This is a genomic window from Seongchinamella sediminis, assembly GCF_003457605.1.
In the GTDB taxonomy this organism is placed as follows: Bacteria; Pseudomonadota; Gammaproteobacteria; order Pseudomonadales; family Halieaceae; genus Halioglobus; species Halioglobus sediminis.
Genome location: NZ_QRAN01000001.1, coordinates 119,539 through 139,891 on the forward strand (window position 1 = coordinate 119,539; position 20,353 = coordinate 139,891).

Consider the following 20,353-nt stretch of genomic DNA (forward strand, 5'->3'; position numbering starts at 1 on the left):
GATGCTGATTAATCTGAGTCGCCAGAAGTGGCAACTTCTGGCGGGTATGGTGTTCTCTGTGTTGCTGGTGGCCTGCGCCGTGCCGCCGGATGCGGGTATCAGTCCCGTGCAAAGCCCCAACGATGAGCGTGAGTACCGCCTGCTGACCCTGGCAAACGACATGCAGGTACTGCTGATCTCGGACCCGGATACTCCCAAGGCGGCGGCCTCACTCGACGTTCACGTCGGTTCCGGCGACAACCCGCCGGGCCGCGGCGGCCTCGCCCACTTCCTCGAGCACATGTTATTCCTCGGTACCGACAAGTATCCCGACGCCGCTGAGTACGAGGAGTTTGTCACCGAGCACGGTGGCAATCGCAACGCATTTACCAGCTTTGAGCACACCAACTACTTCTTCGATATCAATGCGCCCTATCTGGCCGAGGCGCTGGATCGGTTTGCCCAGTTTTTCATCGCCCCCAGGTTTGACGCCGAGTACGTGGACCGGGAAAAGAACGCGGTAGAGGCGGAGTACCAGATGGGCCTGAAGAGTGACCCGCGCCGCGGCCTGGACGTATTGCAGGAAGTGATGAACGACGAGCATCCCTTCAGCCAGTTCTCTGTCGGCAGCCTGGAGAGTCTCGCTGATCGTCCCGGGGCCAGTATCCGCGACGAGCTGCTGAAATTCTACGACCAGCATTACTCGGCCAATGTGATGCGCCTTGTGGTGCTGGGCACGGAGTCGCTGGATGAGCTGGAAAGCCTGGTTGTGCCGATGTTCTCGGAGGTGCCCAACAAGGACTTTGAGCACCAGCCGATCGACGCGCCCATGTTTGCCGAGGACGATCTGCCCATGTTCATCAAGATCAGGCCCCAGGCTACCTTGCGCCAGCTGCAGGTGCTGTTCCCCATCGCCGATTACCGCTCTGAATACCGTGCCAAGCCGCTGTCATACCTGGGCAACCTGGTGGGTCACGAGGGCGAGGGCAGCCTGCTTTCCCAGCTGAAGGCAGAAGGGCTGGCAGAGAGCCTGGCGGCCGGTTCCGGCCTGGGTTGGCGCGGCGGTGCGTTGTTCAGCGTCTCGGTTACCCTCACGGAAACGGGGGTGGAGAATCACCAGCGGGTACTGCAATTGTTGTTCGCCTACATGGACATGCTGCGCGAGCAGGGACCCAAACAGTGGCTGTACGAGGAACAGTCCCGGCTGGCCGAACTGGCGTTCCGCTTCAAGGAAGAGGGTAATCCCATGGGTTATGTCAGTAGTCTGGCCGGAGGCATGCAGTATTACGACCCGGTGGACGTGCTGCAGGGCAATTACATCATGAGCGACTATGATGCCGGCATGCTGCGGGAAGTGATGGCGGATATCGTGCCCGCCAATGCCCTGGTGGTACTGGAAGACGCGGATGTCGCCACCGACCGGGTGTCGGAGTATTACGGCGTTCCCTACTCTGTGAGGCATCTGGACGACCGGCAGCTCGCCGCCTGGCAGGGCGAGGTGGACGCCGCTTCTCTGCACCTGCCCGCTGCCAATGCTTTCATTGCCGAGGATGTATCGCTGGTAAGGGTCGGCGAGGATAATCCGGCAACGCCGCAGCGGGTGCTGCAGGAAGGACGCAAGCAGATCTGGTTCCTGCAGGACGAAGAGTTTCGCCTGCCGCGGGGTGCCACGTATATCAATTTCCGCTCGCCGCTGGTTAGCCAGAACCCCCGGCAGACAGCGCTGGCGGTGCTGTACACGGCCCTGCTCAAGGACCGGGTTAATGAATTTACCTATCCGGCGCTGCTGGCGGGCCTGAACTTCAACCTGTACAAGCACGCCCAGGGTATCAGCCTCCGGGTCAGTGGTTACAGCGACAAGCAGGACGTGTTGCTGGACAAGCTGCTGCCGGTAATGGCCAGTCCCGACTTCGATCCCCAGCGGTTTGAAAACATGCGCAAGGACATGATCCGCTCGCTGGAAAACGCGGTGGCCAAGCGCCCCAGTAGCCAGGTTATGGACGATCTCCGCGAAAGCCTGCTGTACGGCGAGTGGGGTGAGCAAGCGTTGATCGAAGAGCTGCACAAGCTGTCTGTCGATGACGTCCACGACTATGCCCAGGACTACTGGAATAGCGCCAGCGCCGAGGCGCTGATTTACGGCAACTACACCCGCAAGGCAGTGCCCGCGCTGGCAGCGCGACTGGACCGTATCCTCCCCGCCGGCACCGCAGCGGAGCTGCCCGAGCTCAAGGTGCTGAAACTGGAAGCGGGCGAGTCGGTGCTCTACCCGGTCGCGGTTGCGCACGATGATGCCGTGCTGGCCTGGTACCTGCAGGGCGCTGACGATTCCTGGCAGGATCGCGCCGCCACCTCGCTGACCGCGCAAATCATCAAGTCCGGTTTCTTCCAGCAGCTGCGCACCGAGCAGCAGCTGGGCTACATCGTCAGCGCTTTTTACTGGTCGCAGCTGGATGTGCCCGGTCTGGTGATGTTGATACAGTCACCGGTGGCGGACACCGCTGGTCTGGCCTCGGCCATGGATGCCTTCCTGGGCCAGGTGGCGGCATCCCTTGATGACGAGCAGTTTGCCCGCCACCAGGCGGCCCTGGTCAGTGAGGTGTTGCGCCCGCACAAAAACCTGTGGGAGCGCGCCGAGTTCTACTGGCAGTCCATCGCCAGGAAGCAGTACGACTTCGATGGCCGCGAGCAGCTGGCGGCTGCCATCGAGGCCCTCGACAGGGAGGCGTGGCAGCAGTATTACCAGACCGTGTTCATCGAGCGCCGCCATTCGCTGCAGGTGGCGGCGCCCGGCAAGCTGGCGCGACTGCCTGCAGGCGGCGCCCAGCGCCGGGTTGAGTCGGCGGCACAGCTCAGGGCGGGTCACGCGTATTACAGTATTGATTAGGAAAGTTCTGCTGAATGTCATTCTGGCGTAAGCCAGAATCCATCTCTCATTGATTTGCCCGGATTCCGCTGGGCGGCAACCCGCCGGGCGGCGATCCGCTGGGCGGCAATCCGCTGGGCGGCAATCCGCTGGGCGGCAATCCGCTGGGCGGCAGTCCGCTGGGCCGGCAGTCCGGAGTACCCAGGAATGACAAATACCTAATTAAGCAGAAAGGCCTGAGTTACTGTAATAAAACTACATTCTGGCCAGTGTTTTCAGCGTAAACACCGGTAAATAGCGCGATATGAGGTTGCAAAATGGAACTGAGGTTCCATTTGCCACTCCGGTGCTGTAGTATTCTTTCATTCTGGGCCGCCCGGGGAGTCTGAGTTCGGGCGGCTCTTTTGCATCTACTATACTTACAGGGTCGGCGGTCATTTAAGGTTTCAATATGGAACCATAATGTGCCTCGCCCCTAACTCGAATCCAGAGGTCAGCATGGCAGAAGACAAGGATCCAATTGAAACCCGGGAATGGTTGGACTCTCTCGATGATGTAGTCAGGAGCAGCGGGCCCGAGCGCGCCGGATTCCTGTTGCGGGAAATGGGTCGCCGTGCCCTGGAGAGCCACGTTGATCTGCCGTCGTCCATCGTTACCCCCTTTGTTAATACCATTCCTCCGGTGGAAGAGAAGGCGATGCCGGGAGACCTGTTCATGGAGCGGCGCATTCGCTCCCTGGTGCGCTGGAATGCCCTGGCGATGGTCATGCGCGCCAACGACAACAACGAGGGCCTCGGCGGGCACATATCGAGCTTCTCCTCCAGCGCCACCCTCTACGACGTCGGCTTCAACTATTTTTTCCGCGGCACCGAAAATGGCCATCCCGGCGACCTGGTGTTTTACCAGGGGCACTCCGCCCCGGGGATGTACGCGCGTTCCTACCTGGAGGGCCGAATCGAAGAGGCGCAGCTGGACAATTTCCGCCGCGAGGTCGATGGCAAGGGCCTGTCGTCCTATCCTCACCCCTGGCTGATGCCCGATTACTGGCAGTTTCCCACCGTGTCCATGGGGCTCGGCCCGATCCAGGCGATATACCAGGCGCACGTGATGAAGTACCAGCAAAGCCGCGGCCTGCTGGATCACGGCGACCGCAATGTCTGGTGTTTCATGGGCGACGGCGAATGCGACGAGCCCGAGTCCCTGGGCGCCATCGCGCTTGCCGGTCGCGAGCGCATGGGAAACCTCAATTTTGTCATCAACTGTAACCTGCAGCGCCTCGATGGCCCGGTTCGCGGCAACGGCAAGATCATCCAGGAACTGGAGGGCGTGTTCCGCGGCGCCGGCTGGAACGTGATCAAGGTGATCTGGGGGCGCAAGTGGGATCCGCTGCTGGCCAAGGACAAGACCGGTCTGTTGCGCAAACGCATGGACGAGGTATGCGACGGTGAGCTGCAGAACTACAAATACAACGGCGGCGCCTATACCCGGGAGCACTTCTTCGGCAAGTACCCGGAGTTGCTGGAGCTGGTGAAGGATTTGTCCGACGACGACATCATGTACCTCAACCGGGGCGGCCACGACCCGTACAAGGTGTATGCCGCCTACGCCGAGGCCGTGGAAGAGACCGAGCGGCCCACTGTCATCCTGGCGATGACCGTCAAGGGCTATGGCATGGGCGAGGCCGGTGAGGCCAACAACGAGACCCACTCGCTGAAGAAGCTCGATATGGACAGCCTCAAGGCATTCCGCGACCGCTTCGGTATTCCCATCAATGACGATGAGCTGGCCAGGGTACCCTACTATCGGCCCGAACCCGACAGTCCCGAAATGCGCTACATGCGCCAGCGTCGGGAAGAGCTGGGCGGGTTGATTCCGTCCCGTCGCAGTGCAATGGAACTGTTGAAGACCCCGCCGCTGGAGGCGTTCGCGAAGCAGCTGGAGAGCAGCGGCAAGCGCGAGATTTCCACCACTATGGCCTTTGTCCGCCTGCTGTCGAGCCTGGTCAAAGACAAGGAGATGGGTGAACGGGTCGTGCCGATCGTGCCGGACGAGGCCCGCACCTTCGGCATGGAAGGCATGTTCCGCCAGCTGGGCATCTACTCATCCGTGGGCCAGCGCTATACCCCCCACGATGCCGGCCAGATCATGTTCTACAAAGAGGACAAGAAGGGCCAGATCCTGGAGGAGGGTATCAACGAGGCCGGCGCTTTCTCCGCGTGGCTGGCGGCGGCAACCTCCTACAGCACCAGCGCTTACTCGATGGTGCCGTTTTATATTTACTACTCCATGTTCGGCTTCCAGCGCATCGGCGATCTCGCCTGGGCAGCCGGCGATTGCCAGGCCAGGGGCTTCCTGATCGGCGCCACCGCCGGCCGCACCACGCTCAACGGCGAGGGCCTGCAGCACCAGGACGGCCACAGCCACCTGCAGGCCAGCACGATTCCGAACTGTGTCAGTTACGACCCGGCCTATGCCTATGAGCTGACGGTGATTATCCAGGACGGCTTGCACCGTATGTACGAGCTGGGTGAAAACAAGTTTTATTACATCACCACGATGAACGAAAACTATCATCACCCGGCAATGCCCGAAGGCGCTGAGGAGGGCATCATCAAGGGCATGTACCGGTTGCGCGCCAGCGCCGGCAAGAAGCACCTGCGGGTGCAGCTGATGGGCGCCGGCACCATTTTGCGCGAGGTCGAGGCCGCCGCTGACATTCTCGAGAAGGACTACGGTGTGGATGCCGACATCTGGAGCCTGACTTCGGTGAACGAACTGCAGCGGGAGGGCAAGGCGGCACAGCGCTGGAACCTGCTGCACCCGGAGGAAGAGCCGCGAGTGCCTTATGTGACCGCCCAGCTGCAGGAGGCCAGCGGGCCTTTCGTGGCCGCAACGGACTATATCAAGTCCTATACCGACCAGATCCGTGAGTTCGTGCCCGGGCACTTCACGGTGCTGGGCACTGACGGTTACGGGCGTTCCGACACCCGCGCGAAACTGCGCGACTTTTTCGAGGTCAGTCGCGAATTTGTGGTGCTGGCAGCGCTGAAAGCGCTGGCCGAGCAGGGCGAGATTGAGCCCGCCAGGGTCAGTGCAGCCATGCAGGACCTGGGTATCAGTCCTGACAAGATCGATCCGCTGACCGTATAAAACAAGGAATATATTGTGGCTAAAGAAAAAGTGACAGTTCCGGATATCGGCGGCGCCGAAGGCGCGGAAGTGATCGAGCTGCTGGTTGCGGTGGGTGACGAGGTCAGCCTGGACCAGGGCCTGATCGTGCTGGAGTCTGACAAGGCCTCCATGGAGATCCCGTCGACCGTCGCCGGCACGGTGGTGGAGCTGCTGGTGAGCGAGGGCGAGGAGCTGGCGGAAGGCGCGCCGGTAGCGGTGATAGAAACGGCCGGCGACGAGAGCAGGGAATCGGCGGCAGAGGCAGAGGCCAACGATGAACCGGAGCAGGCTGGTGCAGAGCCGGCTGCCGAGGCGGAGGAAGCGCCGGCGCAGGGCGAAGACAGCGCTGCCGACGCGGCAGCAAGCGGGAGCGAAGAGCGCAAGGGCGAAGGCGGCACATCCAGCGCCCTGGTCGAGGTCCCGGATATTGGTACCGATGAGGCCGTCGAGCTGATCGAAATCGTGGTCAAGGTAGGAGATACGGTCGCCGAGGGTGACTCACTGGTGGTGCTGGAGTCCGACAAGGCCTCGATGGAGGTGCCCGCGCCCCACGGCGGCGAGATCACCGAGATCAAGGTCAACGAGGGCGACAGTGTGCGCCAGGGTGACCCGCTGTTGGTGATGGCCACTACCGGCGCGTCTGAGCCGGCGGCCGATGCGGCGCCGTCCGCGCCCGCTGAGGCCAAGGGTGAGACCGACAGCAAGTCCAGCGCCAAATCCGATACGGAAGAAAAACCCGAAGCCGAACCCGCCTCCCGGCCCGCAACAGCCGGGCGTGAGGCGCCTCCGGCTGCCAGCGCCGACAGTGCTGGCAAGGTTTACGCCGGGCCGGCCGTGCGCAAGCTGGCCCGGGAATTCGGCATTAAGCTGGCGGAGGTGCCGGGCTCCGGGCCCCGTGGCCGGCTGGTGAAAGAGGACCTGCACAAGTTTGTCCAGCAGCGCCTGAGCAAACCTGCCGGCGGTGCCGCCGGCGCCGGCTTGCCGGTGATTCCAGAGGTCGATTTCAGTGCCTTCGGCGAGGTGGAAATCACCACTCGCAGCAAGCTCGACAAGCTGACCGCGAACAACATGCAGCGCAGCTGGCTCAACGTGCCCCATGTGACCCAGAACGACCTGGCGGATATCACCGAACTAGAGGCATTTCGTGCCAGCATGAAGGACGAGGCGGCAAAGCGCGGGGTCAAGATCACCCCGATGCCGTTCATCCTCAAGGCCTGTGCGGTGGCCTTGCGCGACAACCCGAAGTTCTGTACCTCCCTGGCCGATGGCGGCGAATCGCTGGTGCACAAGCAGTACATCCACATCGGCATGGCGGTGGACACGCCCGCCGGCCTGCTGGTGCCGGTCATCCGTGACGTGGACAAGAAGGGTATCTGGGAGCTGGCGGAGGAGGTGCTGGAGCTGGCCGGCAAGGCCAGGGATCGCAAACTGAGCCCGGCCCAGATGCAGGGCGGCTGCTTTACGATTTCCAGCCTGGGCAATATCGGCGGTACCGGGTTCACCCCCATCGTCAATGCCCCCGAAGTGGGCATACTCGGGGTGTCGCGGGCAGACATGCAGCCGGTCTGGAATGGCCAGGAGTTTGTGGCGCGAAAAATGCTCCCCCTGTCCCTGTCCTACGATCACCGGGTCATCAACGGCGGCGACGGCGGCCGCTTCCTGACCCAGCTGGCGGCGCTGCTCGGTGACATTCGGCAACTGCTGATGTAAGCCCGGGCTCGCCCGTGTGGTGCCGCCTGGCACGGAATCTGCAAAGTTTGTAGTCTGGCGTTTTGTGACAATGGGGTACTGATGGCTGAGCAGCTGCCAGAGTGGCAGAGAAAGGTACTGGCAGACAATCAACTGACTGGGCAGTACCTTGTCGGCGCACGCAAATGGTTCAACCCGGTGGCCGAAGTGCTGGCGGCGCACCACAACAGTGCCGGCCGGCCGCTGCTGGTTGCCGTGAACGGCAGCCAGGGTTCGGGCAAATCCACCCTCTGCCACTACCTCTGTGAATACCTGGGCGCGGAACACCGGCTGTCCTGCCTGGCCCTGTCCCTGGATGATTTTTACCTGACCGCTCCCCAGCGGCGGCAGCTGGCGATTGATATCCACCCGCTGTTCGCCACCCGGGGTGTGCCCGGCACCCACGACATGGGCCTGCTGGCGCGAACCCTGGACAGCCTGCTGGCGGGCCGCGCCACCCGGGTGCCGCGCTTTGACAAGGCGGCAGATGACCGGGTGCCGGAAGCGGACTGGGAAGCAGTCCCCGCCGGCGTTGACATGGTGTTGCTGGAGGGCTGGTGCCTGGGAGCAACGCCCCAGCCCATCGATGAGCTGGCGGCGCCGGTTAACGCCCTGGAGTCGGCCGAAGACGCAGATGGGCACTGGCGTAACCATGTCAACGCGGTGCTGAGCGAGAGGTTCTCCCCCCTGTACCAACGGGTGGATGAGTGGCTGATGCTGCAGGCGCCGTCCTTCGACTGCGTGTACCGCTGGCGACTGGAACAGGAGCAGAAACTGGCTCGCCGTCGCCAGGGCGAGGGCCTGATGGACGAGGCCCAGATTGCCCGCTTCATCCAGCACTACCAACGACTCACCGAACACTGCCTGCGGCAACTGCCGCCGCGGGTCAACCATGTGTTCCGCCTCGACGCGGAGCGGGCGGTGCAGAGTTATTCGATGAATCCCGGAGGGCAGGTGTGAGCGCAGGGACCCGGGCGCTGGTATTCACCGACCTGGACGGTTCCCTGCTGGATCACCACAGCTACAGCGTCGATGCCGCCCTGCCCATGCTGGAACGGCTGGAACGGGCCGCTATCCCGGTGATTGCGGTAAGCAGCAAGACCCGGGTGGAGATCGAGTGCATCCGCGCGGCGATCGGCAATCGCCATCCCTTTGTGGTGGAAAATGGCGCCGCAATTTATATCCCCCGGGCTTACTTCGCCTCCCTGCCTGAGGGTGCGCTGGAGCGGGGCGAATACTGGGTGCTGGAGTTCTCCCCGGGCCGGCAGCGCTGGCTGCGCATGCTCCAGTCGCTGGAGCCCGACTTTGCTGGCGAGTTCGAGTACTTCCAGCGCGCCGGGGTGGCGGGTATCGCCGCAATGACCGGCCTCAGTGCCGCCGAGGCGGCCCTGGCGAACCAGCGCGAATTCAGTGAGCCGGTCAGCTGGCTGGGCAGCGAGGAGCGCAAGGCGCAGTTTGTTGCCGCCCTGCAGTCGCGGGGCGCCCAGCCGCTGCAGGGCGGGCGGTTTCTCACCCTGGCGGGCGATTGTGACAAGGGCCGGGCCCTGGCGCGGCTGCGGGCGATCTACGCCGGGCAGAGCGACCATGTGGCGATCCACGACATCGCGATCGGCGACAGTAACAACGATACTGCCATGCTGGAGGCGGCGGAAACCGCGCTGGTGATCAGGTCGCCGGTGCATGATTATCCCCCGCTGCAGCGCGAGGGCGGGGTGATCTACAGTGATGGCTGCGGGCCCCTTGGCTGGGCCGAGGGCGTCGGGCAATGGCTCGCGGAATCGGCGCCGGGCGCCAGTTGGCAATGAGGACGATGGATTATGGGTGATTTTTACCAGAACGGCATTATCACGACCCTGCATGACCTGGCCAACCGGCCGCTGGAGGCCATGGAGGAGGAGTTGCTGGCGTTCTCCCGGGAGCGGCCCCTGGGCCTGATCCTGCCTTCCCTGTACTCGGAACTGCAGGGGGAGGCGCTGCCGGCCATTGTCGAGGAACTGAAGCCGGTCTCCTACCTGTCGGAGATTGTTATCGGCCTGGACCGGGCGGATGAATCCCAGTACCGGGAGGCCCTCGGGTTCTTCGGCCAGTTGCCCCAGCGTCACCGGGTGTTGTGGAACGACGGCCCGCGCCTGCAGGCGCTGGACCGGCAGTTACAGGCGCTGGACCTGGCGCCCCGTGAACTGGGCAAGGGGCGCAATGTCTGGTATTGCATGGGCTATACGCTGGCGTCCAATCGCGCTGAATCGGTGGCCCTGCACGACTGCGATATTGTTACCTACAGGCGTTCCATGCTGGCGCGGCTGATCTATCCGGTCGCCCACCCGCGCTTCAACTATGAGTTCTGCAAGGGTTATTACGCCCGGGTTGCCGACGGCAAGATCAACGGCCGGGTCAGCCGGCTGCTGGTTACGCCGCTGCTGCGGGCGCTGAAAATGAATCTCGGCAAAATGGAGTACCTGGAATACATGGACAGCTTCCGCTACCCGCTGGCGGGGGAGTTCTCGTTCCGGCGCGACGTGCTCAACGATATCCGCATTCCCAGCGACTGGGGGCTGGAGATCGGGGTGCTGTCCGAGATGTATCGCAATTATGCCAATAACCGGCTGTGCCAGGCGGATATCGCCGATGTCTACGACCACAAGCACCAGGCCCTGTCGGCAGACAACGATGCCGGCGGCCTGTCGAAGATGTCCATCGATATCTGCAAGGCCCTGTTCCGCAAGCTTGCCACCCGCGGGGTGACCTTCAACACCGAGAGTTTCCGCTCCCTGAAGGCGACCTACTACCGCATAGCCCTCGACTTCGTCGAAACCTACCACAACGACGCGGTGATGAACGGTCTCAGCCTCGACATTCACAACGAGGAGAAGGCGGTGGAGCTGTTTGCGGAAAACATCATGAAGGCCGGGGATGCGTTCCTCGACCGGCCCATGGAGCGCCCCTTTATTCCCAGCTGGAGCCGGGTAATCAGCGCCATTCCCGGTGTGCTCGGGCAGCTGCGCGAGGCGGTAGAGGAAGACCACCGGGAATTTGGCACGGCGGGTGGATGACATGCTGCAGCAAAGTGCTGAAAGCGGCCTGATAGACAAGGTCCTGCACCATGTCGAGGCGATTTATCGCGATACGCCGACGGTGGTTGACTATGACACGCTGGCCAGGGAACTGCTGGCGCTGATGCGGCTCGACGAGCTGGCACCGGCGCCACCCCAGCACGTCAATCACTGGAGCCAGCGCGACGCGATCATGATCACCTACGGTGACACCCTGCTGCGGGAGGGGGAGCTGCCGCTGGTCACGCTCAAGCAGTTTCTCGACAACTACGCCGATGGTCTGGTCACCGGTGTGCACATCCTGCCCTTCTATCCCTGGAGCTCAGATGACGGCTTCGCGGTACTCGACTATTCCAGCGTCAACGAGTTCCTCGGTAGCTGGGCCGACATTGCCGCTATAGCCGGCGAATACGACCTGATGGCGGACCTGGTGATTAATCACTGCTCGGGACGCAGCCTCTGGTTCGAAAACTTTCTCCAGGGCAGGTCGCCGGGCAAGGGCTATTTTTACACGGCGTCGCCGGATGCCGATCTCAGTGCCGTGGTCAGGCCGCGCACCTCCGAGCTGCTGCGCGAAGTGCAGACGCCGGAGGGAACGCGTCACGTGTGGTGTACCTTCAGTCACGACCAGGTCGACCTGGACTTCCGCAACCCCGAGGTGCTCAAGCAAATGGTGTCCATCGTGCGCCAGTACCTGGACAATGGTGTGCGCATCTTCCGTCTCGACGCGGTGGCCTTCCTGTGGAAAATCCCCGGCACCAGCTGTCTCAACCTGGAGGAAACCCACGAGGTGGTGCGCCTGTTTCGCACCCTGGTGGAGCACGCCGTGCCCGGGGCGATGCTGATCACGGAAACCAATATTCCCAACCGGGAAAACCTGTCCTACTTCGGTAATGCCAACGAGGCTCACTGTGTTTACAACTTCTCCCTGCCACCGCTGCTGGTCAACGCGCTGGTCACGGGCGATTGCCGGCATCTGAAAACCTGGATGATGAGTATGCCGCCGGCGCAGAACGGCACCGCGTATTTCAATTTCGTCGCCTCCCACGACGGGATCGGCCTGCGGCCCGCGGAGGGACTGCTCAGCGACGAGGAGCTGGAGGAACTGGTCACTACCATGCGCCGCTTTGGCGGCCATGTCTCTTACCGGGCGCTGGAAGACGGCCAGAGCAAGCCCTATGAAATCAACATTGCCCTGTTCGATGCGCTGCAGGGCACCACGTCCGGGCCGGACAGCCGGGGCGTGGACCGCTTTGTCTGCGCCCATGCCATCATGCTGGCGCTGGAGGGTATTCCGGGTATTTACATCCACAGCCTGCTGGGCACGCGCAATGACTACGAGCGGGTCGAGCACAGCGGGCATTACCGCGCCATCAACCGCCACCAGTGGCAGTATGACGCGCTCATCGAGGAGTTGGAGCGCGCGGATTCCTGCCACGCGCAGGTGTTTGCCCGGATCAAGGCCCTGCTGGCGCTGCGCCAGTCGCAGCCGGCATTTCATCCCAACGCGACCCAGTTTACCCTGCACCTGGGCGATGCCCTGTTCGGGTTCTGGCGGCAGAGCATGGACCGCCGCCAGAGCATCTTCTGCATCAGCAATATCAGTCGCGAGCCCCTGCCCCTGGCGCTGTCCGCCATCAACCTGATTGGCGATGGCGACTGGGTTGACCTGATCAGTGGCGCACACTTCCACAGCCGCGAGGAGATGGTCGAACTGGCCCCCTACCAGACCGTGTGGATTACCAATGCCACCGGCCCCGGGCTGTCCTGATCTGCGCCCAAGCCTGTGGTAAACTGCGGTCCTTTCCAACAAGAACAGTTCCAGCGATTATCCAGGACCAGCAGCCATGATTATCAAGCCTCGCGTACGCGGATTTCTATGCATCACCACTCACCCTGCCGGCTGTGAAGCCAACGTAAAAAAGCAGATAGATTTCGTAAAGGCCAGGGGGCCCATAGCGGGTGGACCCAAGCGGGTGCTGGTCATCGGCGCCTCCACCGGTTACGGCCTGGCATCGCGCATCAGCGCCGCCTTCGGCGCCGGGGCATCGACGCTGGGGATATTTTTTGAAAAAGAGGGCACCGAGAAAAAACCGGGTACCGCCGGCTGGTATAACTCCGCCGCCTTTCACCGTTTTGCCGAGGCCGAGGGCCTCTATGCCAAGAGCATAAACGGCGATGCCTTCTCCGACGAGATCAAGCAAAAAACCATCGATACCATCAAGGCCGACCTGGGCCAGGTGGATCTGGTGGTCTACAGCCTGGCGGCCCCCCGGCGCCAGCACCCGGTGACCGGCGAGATCCACAACTCCACCCTCAAGCCCATCGGCAGCGACACCGTGCAGAAGGGCGTCAATACCGACAAGGAAGAAGTCCAGGACTTCCACCTGGAGCAGGCGACCCAGGATGAGATCGACAACACCGTGGCGGTGATGGGTGGTGAAGACTGGCAGATGTGGATCGAGGCCCTGGATGCGGCCGGCGTCCTGGCGGATGGCGCCAGGACGACCGCCTATACCTATATCGGTGACAAGCTGACCTGGGATATTTACTGGCACGGCACCATCGGTGCCGCCAAGAAAGACCTGGACAAGCGGGTGATAGCGATTCGCGAGCGCCTCGCGGCCAGGGGCGGCGACGCCCGGGTCTCGGTGCTCAAGGCCGTGGTCACCCAGGCCAGTGCGGCGATTCCGGCCATGCCGATCTACCTGGCCCTGCTGTTCAAGGTAATGAAGGAGCGCGGCACCCACGAGGGCTGTATCGAGCAGGTGGATGGCCTGTTCCGGGACTCGCTGTACGGTGCCAAGCCCTGCCTCGATGAGGAGGGGCGACTGCGGGCCGATGGCAAGGAGCTCGAGCCGGAAGTCCAGGCGGCGGTTGCCGAGCTGTGGCAGGACATCAATACCGATACCCTGCACGAGTTGTCGGATTTTGCCGGCTACAAGCGCGAGTTCCTGCAGTTGTTCGGTTTTGAGGTCGACGGGGTGGATTACGAAGCGGATGTCTCTCCCGTCGCCCCGATCGCCAACCTGGTCTAGCGCCCGTGCTGGATCACGGCATTGCCTTCAGGCTCAATCCACGGGTGCGGCGTATTGTGGCGCCGAACCCGGGAGTGATGACCGGCGCCGGCACCAATACCTACCTGCTGGGTGAAGAGCAGGTGGCGGTGCTGGACCCGGGGCCGGCCATCCCCGAGCATGTCGATGCCATCCTGGCGGCGGCCGGCGATCGCATTCGCTGGATTATCTGCACCCACACCCACCCGGACCACTCACCGGCCTGGCAGGCCATCCACGCCGCCACCGGCGCCGAAGTGATCGGCGCCCCGCCGGCGGATGACATGTTCCAGGACGACACCTTCCGCCCGGATCGCAAACTGGCCCACGACGATGTGCTGGCCACGGATGAATTCACCCTGCGGGCAGTGCACACCCCGGGCCATGTCAGCAATCACTACTGCTTCTTCCTGGAGGAGGAGCGCATGCTGTTTGCCGGCGATCACATCATGAACGGCTCCACCGTGGTGATCGTGCCCCCCAGTGGCGACATGAAGGCCTATATAGAGTCCCTGCAGCTGCTGCTGCGCTACGACCTCAAGCTGATCGCGCCCGGCCACGGCGAGGTGATGGAGGACTCCCGGGCCATTGTCGAGTGGCTGGTAAACCACCGCCTCAAGCGCGAGCACAAGGTGATCGACGGCCTGCGCCATACCGGCCGTACCTCCATCGAAAACCTGGTCAAGGTGGTCTACGACGATGTGGACGTGGGCTTGCACGAAATGGCCAGCCTGTCCCTCTCGGCGCACCTGATCAAGCTGCAGCGGGAGAACCGGGCGCTCCAGCACCCTGCGGACCAGTCCTGGGAGCTGCTCGAAATCTGAGGCCCCGTGGTGCGTCCCGGGCACCGCTGACCCGCGCTGGTTCCTGCCGGCGCCCTTACCTGTGTATCCCGACCTTGTCGCTGTACCACTCCTGCCACTGCACAGGGGGCCACCCGGCGGGGTCTGCGCTCGCCAGGTGGCGCGTTTTTGCGCGAATCGGGTAATTAGGCGGTGATCCCTTATAACTATTTGCGATATTCGTAGAATATGGGTCCAAAATTTACGCAATTCGCTTGTAAAACGGCGAATAGCCGCCTACTATACCCATCCCTGCCACCTGTGGACTGCGTGAGTACCAAGACCCTATGTCAGCCGATTCCTACCAGGCCCGAACCCTGCCCCAGGTCGTCATCGATGCGGCGGCCGCCTACGGCGAGCGCCCGGCCATTACCGATGGGCCGGTCAGCCTGAGCTACCGGGAGCTGGACCTCGCCCGGGTACAGGCCGCCCGCGCTTTCGTCGCCGCCGGTCTCGAGAAGGGTGAGCGCGTTGCCATCTGGGCACCGAATGTCTACCAGTGGATCATCGCCGCGATCGGCGCCCAGAGCGTCGGCGGTGTGGTGGTGCCTCTGAACACCCGCTACAAGGGGCCGGAAGCGGCCTATATCATCCGGGCCAGCGGCGCGCGTCTGCTGTTCACCGTGGGTGACTTCCTCGGGGTGAGCTACCCGGCCCTGCTGCAGGACCAGGAGCTGCCGGGCCTGGAGCGCATCGTCACCCTGTGTGGCGCCGCAGACGGCGCCCAGGCCTGGGAAGACTTCCTGGCCGCCGGCGAGACCGTGAGCGTGGAGGAGGTGGCGGCCCGCAGCGCGGCCTTGAGCCCCGACGACACCCTGGATATCCTCTTTACCTCCGGCACCACCGGCAACCCCAAGGGCGTGGTGACCGGTCACGGCCAGAATATTCGTGCCTTTGAAACCTGGAGCGCCACGGTCGGCCTGCATGCCGACGACAATTACCTGATCATCAACCCCTTCTTCCACTCCTTCGGCTACAAGGCCGGCTGGCTGGCCGCCATCATCCGCGGGGCCCATATCCTGCCGGTGCTGAACTTTGACCTGGATGCGGTCATGGAGCAGATCCAGCGGGACCGGGTGTCGATGATTCCCGGGCCGCCCACCATTTACCAGTCGCTGCTGGCACACCCGCGTCGCGGCGAGTATGACCTGTCCAGCCTGCGTCTGGCGGTGACCGGGGCCGCCCCGGTGCCGGTGGCGCTGGTGGAGCAGATGCGCGAGGAGCTGGGCTTTGAAGTGGTGGTGACCGCCTATGGGCTTACCGAAACCTGTGGCGTGGTGACCATCTGCCGCCCCGACGACAGCGCCGAGCGTATCTCCCATACCTCGGGCTGCGCCATGAAGGGCGTGGAAGTGAAGTGCGTGGACCCCGACGGGGAGACGGTGGAGGCGGGCGCCGAGGGGGAGATCTGGTGCCGCGGCTTCAACGTGATGCAGCGTTATTTCAACAATGAAGCGGCCACTGCAGAGGCCATCACCGCAGACGGCTGGCTGAAAACCGGCGACGTTGGCGTGCTGGATGCCGACGGTTACGTGCATATCACCGGCCGTATCAAGGAGATGTTTATTGTCGGCGGTTTCAACTGCTACCCGGCGGAAATCGAGAACATCCTCTGTGATATGCCCGGAGTGGCGCGAGCGGCGGTTATCGGGATCCCGGACGAGCGGATGGGCGAGGTGGCTCGCGCCTATATCGTGCCGGCCGCCGGGGCCGACCTGGACGAGACGGGCGTGATCGCCTGGTCGCGCGAGCACATGGCCAATTACAAGGTGCCGCGCAGTGTGCAACTGCTGGCCGAGCTGCCGCTGAACGCCGGCGGCAAGGTCGACAAGCTGGAGCTGGCCCGGCGCGCGGAGCAGGAGGCGGGGTGAACGATCTCGCCGCCAGTGCTGCCGCGATGCCGATCGAGCTGGACGACATCGACCAGGGCATTATCGCCCTCCTGCGGGACGACGGCCGCATGTCCTACCGGGCCATCGCCAGGCAGCTGGATATTACCGAGAACAAGGTGCGCGCCCGGGTCCGGCGTATGGAGGAGTCCGACACCATGCGCGTGGTCGCGGTTACCGATATCGAGGCTGCCGGCTACGACATGCTGCTGGCGATCGGTGTGCGGGTGGAAGGGCGCTCCCCGGAGGAGGTGGCGCGGGATATGGCTGCCATTCCCGAGGTGTTCTCGGTCAATGTGGTGGTTGGCGCCCACGACCTGGAGATCCTGGTTGTTGCCCGGGACCAGGCGGCGCTGGATGAACTGATCTCGGTGCAGCTGGGCGGCATGCCCGGCGTGCGCCGCCTGACCCCGGCGCTGGCGCTGGACGTGCTCAAGAACCAGCCGGACTGGGTGCCTTTCCATGCGGCGTAGGCTGGACAAGGTCGACCAGGCCATCGTTGATTATCTGTCCCGGGATGCACGCACCAGCAACCGGCAGATCGCCGAGGACCTCGGTGTTACCGAGGGCACCGTGCGCGGCCGTATCAAGCGCATGGAAGAGGAAAAGCTGATCCGCATCACCGCGGTGACCAATATCGATCGCTTCAAGGATGCGGCCCTGGCCTACATCTGGATCGAGGTAGAAAAATCCGGGCAGACCCGCGAGGTAGCCCGGGCGCTGGCGGATATCCCGGAGCTGGGATTCGTCGGTGTGATGCTGGGGCGTTCCGACATCCTGGCCATCACCATGGTGCGCAACACGGAGCATCTGTCCGAGTTCGTGCACCGCAGTATCAGCGGCATCGACGGGGTGCGTTCTACCCAGAGCACCCTGGGTGTCAATTTCGTCAAGCACGATTACCGCATGGCGCGGATCGTGAACTAGAGATGAACCAGAGGAAGGAAAGCCTGATGAACAAGCAAATGACGGCTCGCGAAGTCGTTGCCCAACTGGAAGATGGCATGACCATCGGTATCGGCGGCTGGGGCCCCCGGCGCAAGCCCATGGCCCTGGTGCGTGAAATCCTGCGCTCCGACCTGAAGGACCTCACGGTGGTCGCCTACGGTGGCGCCGATGTCGGCATGTTGTGCGCGGCGGGCAAGGTGAAGAAAGTGGTATTCGCTTTCGTCTCGCTGGACTTCATTCCGCTGGAGCCCTACTTCCGCCAGGCGCGCCAGTCCGGCGCCATCGAGGTGATGGAGATTGACGAGGGTATGATGCTGCTGGGCCTGCGCGCAGCAAGCTGGGGTCTGCCCTATATTCCCACCGAGATAGGCCTGGGCACCGATGTGCTCAGGGTGAACCCGGGAATCAAGGTGATCGACAGCCCCTATGACGACAAGGAGTGGGTGGCCATGCCGGCACTGCAGCTGGATGCCGCCCTGCTGCATGCCGACCACGCCGATGTGCGCGGGGTGTGCCAGGTTTCCGGTCCGGATCACCACATGGACGACTGGTTCGCCCGCGCCGCCGACAAGACCTTTGTCAGCTGCGACGAGCTGGTGGAGAGTGATTATTTCAACGATCCGGTCCAGGCGCGCCTGGTGCACTGGGAACGCTGTCACACGACCGGCGTGGTGCACATTCCCGGTGGCGCCCACCCCAGTTCCTGTACCCCCCTGTACGGCTTCGATGTGCCCCACACCAAGACTTATGTGGCGTCGGCGAAGGAAGAGGGCGGCCTGCAGGGCTACCTGGACAAGTTCCTCGGCGCAACCGAGGAAGAGTACCAGCAGAACGTCGGCGGCCTGGAGGCCATCAAGTCCATCGAACTGCCCACCTACTGACCGGCGAAGGAGTTAAGGAACATGACTGCAGCAACTGACTACACCCTGGCCGAACTGTGCATCGTGGCGGCCAGCAAGGCTTTCGCCGACGACGGCGAAGTACTGGCCACCGGCATTGGCGTGGTCCCGCGCCTGGCCGCCAGCCTGGCCATGAAGACCAGCAACCCGGACCTGATGATGACCGATTCCGAGGCCTTCCTGCTGAGCGAGCCCAATCCCCTGGGCAAGCGCGGTGACGACTTCGTGCAGGCCAACGAGACCTGGATGGGGTTTTCGCGGATCTTCGACAACGTGTGGAGTGGCAAGCGCCACGCGATGCTCGGCCCGACCCAGATCGACAAGTGGGGCCAGACCAACACCTCCGCCCTGGGCGGCACCTATGAAAAGCCCAAGGTGATGATGCTGGGCGCCCGCGGTTTCCCGGGCAACTCCATCTCCCATCCCAACAGCTTCTTTGTTCCGGCCCATAACACCCGCGTGTTCATGGACGGCGAGTGCGACTTCGTGTCTTCCATTGGCTACAACCCGGCGCGCCTGCCCAAGGGCCACAGCCTGGATGACGTCGACATCCGCCTGGTGGTGACCGACCTGTGCGTGATGGATTTTGGCGGCCCGGACCACCAGATTCGCCTGCTCTCCCTGCACCCCGGCGTGACCGTGGAGCAGGTGCAGGAGAACACCGGCTACCCGGTGCACATCGAGGGTGATATTCCCACCACCGAAGCGCCGACCCAAGAGCAGCTGGACATCATCGCCGCCATGGACCCGCACAACCAGCGCTCCTTCCAGATCAAGGACAATCCACCCGGAACGCCGGATCGTGGGGACAGGTCCTGAACCAGGCCTGATAAGAGGACTGATCGATGCTTGAAACACGCCTGACCGAACTGCTGGGTTGCAAGTACCCCATCGTACAGACCGCCATGGGCTGGGTCGCCGACCCCAGGCTGGTGGCGGGCAGCTGTAATGCCGGCGGCTTCGGCTTCCTCGCCGGGGCCACCATTCCCGCCAATGAAATGGAGCGGGACATCCTGCGGGTGAGGGAGCTCACCGACCGGCCCTTCGGTGTGAACTTCCACATGTACCAGCCCAACGCGGCGGACATCGTGGACCTGGTGATACGCCACGGGGTTCGCGCGGTGAGCTACTCCCGTTCCCCCGGCCCCGAGTTCATCCGCAAGCTGAAGGAAGCCGGCGTGGTCTGCATGCCCACCGTGGGCCTGCCCAAGCACGCCATCAAGGCGGTGGAACTGGGAGCCGACGTGGTCACCGTGCAGGGCGGGGAGGGCGGCGGCCACACTGGCGCCGTGCCCACCACGTTGCTCATTCCCCAGGTGGTGGACGCCGTGGGCGACAAGGTGCCAGTGGTGGCCGCTGGCGGTTTCAAGGATGGCCGCGGTTTGCTGGCGGCCCTGTCCTGGGGCGCTGACGGTATCGCCATGGGCACCCGTTTCCTGATGACCGAGGAGAGCCCGGTGCCGCGGGAAACCCTGCAGCGCTATATCGACTGCAAGAACCCGGGGGAGATCATCGTCTCCAGGGCGATGGACGGACTGCCCCAGCGGATGATCATGAACGAGCTGCTGGCGGAGCTGGAAAAAGCCGGTGCGCTGAAAAAGTTCATCATCGCCCTGCGCAACGGCCTGCGTTTTCGCAGGCACACCGGTGCCAGCCTGCTGCAGCTGCTGCAGTCGGCATGGCAGATGCACAAGGACGCCGACATCACCACCGCGCAGGCCATCATGTCCGCCAACGCGCCCATGATCATCCAGAAGGCCATGGTCGATGGCGAGCCTGCCAGTGGGGTGCTGCCCTCCGGCCAGGTGGCGGGTGTGATCGATGAACTGCTGAGCTGTGAAGACCTGATCAATTCCATCGTGACCGAGGCGGAGCAGCGCCTGGCACTGCTGGCGCAGCGCGCCGTTTAAGCAAGAGGAAAGCAA

Annotated in this window: 15 protein-coding genes; all 15 read left to right on the forward strand. The window is 63.3% G+C overall.

What is annotated here, in order from left to right:
- The first annotated feature begins 1 nt into the window (after position 1).
- The 15 genes from DWB85_RS00425 (at position 2) to DWB85_RS00495 (ending at position 20,338) form a co-directional block, all read left to right on the forward strand.
- The gene (locus tag DWB85_RS00425; protein WP_239017178.1) at positions 2 to 2,866 is read left to right on the forward strand and encodes an insulinase family protein; all 2,865 of its coding nucleotides are present in this window, start codon (positions 2 to 4) and stop codon (positions 2,864 to 2,866) included.
- A gap of 477 nt (positions 2,867 to 3,343) precedes the next feature.
- Positions 3,344 to 5,995 carry a pyruvate dehydrogenase (acetyl-transferring), homodimeric type gene (gene aceE, locus DWB85_RS00430; RefSeq protein ID WP_117952065.1) on the forward strand — a complete coding sequence of 884 codons (2,652 nt, stop codon included), beginning with the start codon at positions 3,344 to 3,346 and terminating at the stop codon, positions 5,993 to 5,995.
- A 15-nt stretch (positions 5,996 to 6,010) separates the two neighbouring features.
- Entirely contained in the window at positions 6,011 to 7,726 is a 1,716-nt protein-coding gene (gene aceF / locus DWB85_RS00435) for a dihydrolipoyllysine-residue acetyltransferase (protein ID WP_117952068.1), read from the forward strand.
- Between the two features lie 81 nt (positions 7,727 to 7,807).
- The gene (locus tag DWB85_RS00440) at positions 7,808 to 8,704 is read left to right on the forward strand and encodes a hypothetical protein (RefSeq protein ID WP_117952071.1); all 897 of its coding nucleotides are present in this window, start codon (positions 7,808 to 7,810) and stop codon (positions 8,702 to 8,704) included.
- Positions 8,701 to 9,549: an HAD-IIB family hydrolase gene (locus DWB85_RS00445; protein WP_117952074.1), complete on the forward strand. Its 849-nt coding sequence runs from the start codon at positions 8,701 to 8,703 to the stop codon at positions 9,547 to 9,549. The genes DWB85_RS00440 and DWB85_RS00445 overlap by 4 nt, the downstream gene beginning before the upstream one ends.
- A 12-nt stretch (positions 9,550 to 9,561) precedes the next feature.
- A complete protein-coding gene (locus DWB85_RS00450; RefSeq protein ID WP_117952077.1) occupies positions 9,562 to 10,794 on the forward strand; it encodes a glycosyltransferase family protein in 1,233 nt (410 codons plus the stop codon).
- Position 10,795: 1 nt separating this feature from the next.
- Positions 10,796 to 12,565, forward strand: coding sequence for a sugar phosphorylase (locus tag DWB85_RS00455; protein WP_117952080.1), 1,770 nt, complete (start codon positions 10,796 to 10,798; stop codon positions 12,563 to 12,565).
- Positions 12,566 to 12,641: 76 nt separating this feature from the next.
- Positions 12,642 to 13,832 (forward strand): enoyl-ACP reductase FabV, encoded by a 1,191-nt coding sequence (fabV, locus tag DWB85_RS00460; RefSeq protein WP_117952083.1) that lies wholly within the window; start codon positions 12,642 to 12,644, stop codon positions 13,830 to 13,832.
- Positions 13,833 to 13,837: 5 nt separating this feature from the next.
- Entirely contained in the window at positions 13,838 to 14,674 is an 837-nt protein-coding gene (locus tag DWB85_RS00465; protein ID WP_338055609.1) for an MBL fold metallo-hydrolase, read from the forward strand.
- A 305-nt stretch (positions 14,675 to 14,979) separates the two neighbouring features.
- The gene (locus DWB85_RS00470; protein ID WP_117952085.1) at positions 14,980 to 16,563 is read left to right on the forward strand and encodes a FadD3 family acyl-CoA ligase; all 1,584 of its coding nucleotides are present in this window, start codon (positions 14,980 to 14,982) and stop codon (positions 16,561 to 16,563) included.
- The gene (locus DWB85_RS00475) at positions 16,560 to 17,054 is read left to right on the forward strand and encodes an Lrp/AsnC family transcriptional regulator (protein WP_117952088.1); all 495 of its coding nucleotides are present in this window, start codon (positions 16,560 to 16,562) and stop codon (positions 17,052 to 17,054) included. The genes DWB85_RS00470 and DWB85_RS00475 overlap by 4 nt, the downstream gene beginning before the upstream one ends.
- Positions 17,044 to 17,508, forward strand: coding sequence for an Lrp/AsnC family transcriptional regulator (locus DWB85_RS00480; protein WP_117952091.1), 465 nt, complete (start codon positions 17,044 to 17,046; stop codon positions 17,506 to 17,508). The genes DWB85_RS00475 and DWB85_RS00480 overlap by 11 nt, the downstream gene beginning before the upstream one ends.
- A 26-nt stretch (positions 17,509 to 17,534) precedes the next feature.
- Positions 17,535 to 18,410 carry a CoA transferase subunit A gene (locus tag DWB85_RS00485; protein ID WP_117952442.1) on the forward strand — a complete coding sequence of 292 codons (876 nt, stop codon included), beginning with the start codon at positions 17,535 to 17,537 and terminating at the stop codon, positions 18,408 to 18,410.
- Positions 18,411 to 18,431: 21 nt separating this feature from the next.
- Positions 18,432 to 19,247, forward strand: coding sequence for a CoA-transferase subunit beta (locus DWB85_RS00490; protein WP_117952094.1), 816 nt, complete (start codon positions 18,432 to 18,434; stop codon positions 19,245 to 19,247).
- A gap of 26 nt (positions 19,248 to 19,273) precedes the next feature.
- On the forward strand, positions 19,274 to 20,338 hold the full coding sequence (locus tag DWB85_RS00495; RefSeq protein ID WP_117952097.1) for an NAD(P)H-dependent flavin oxidoreductase: 1,065 nt from the start codon (positions 19,274 to 19,276) through the stop codon (positions 20,336 to 20,338).
- Positions 20,339 to 20,353 lie beyond the last annotated feature (15 nt).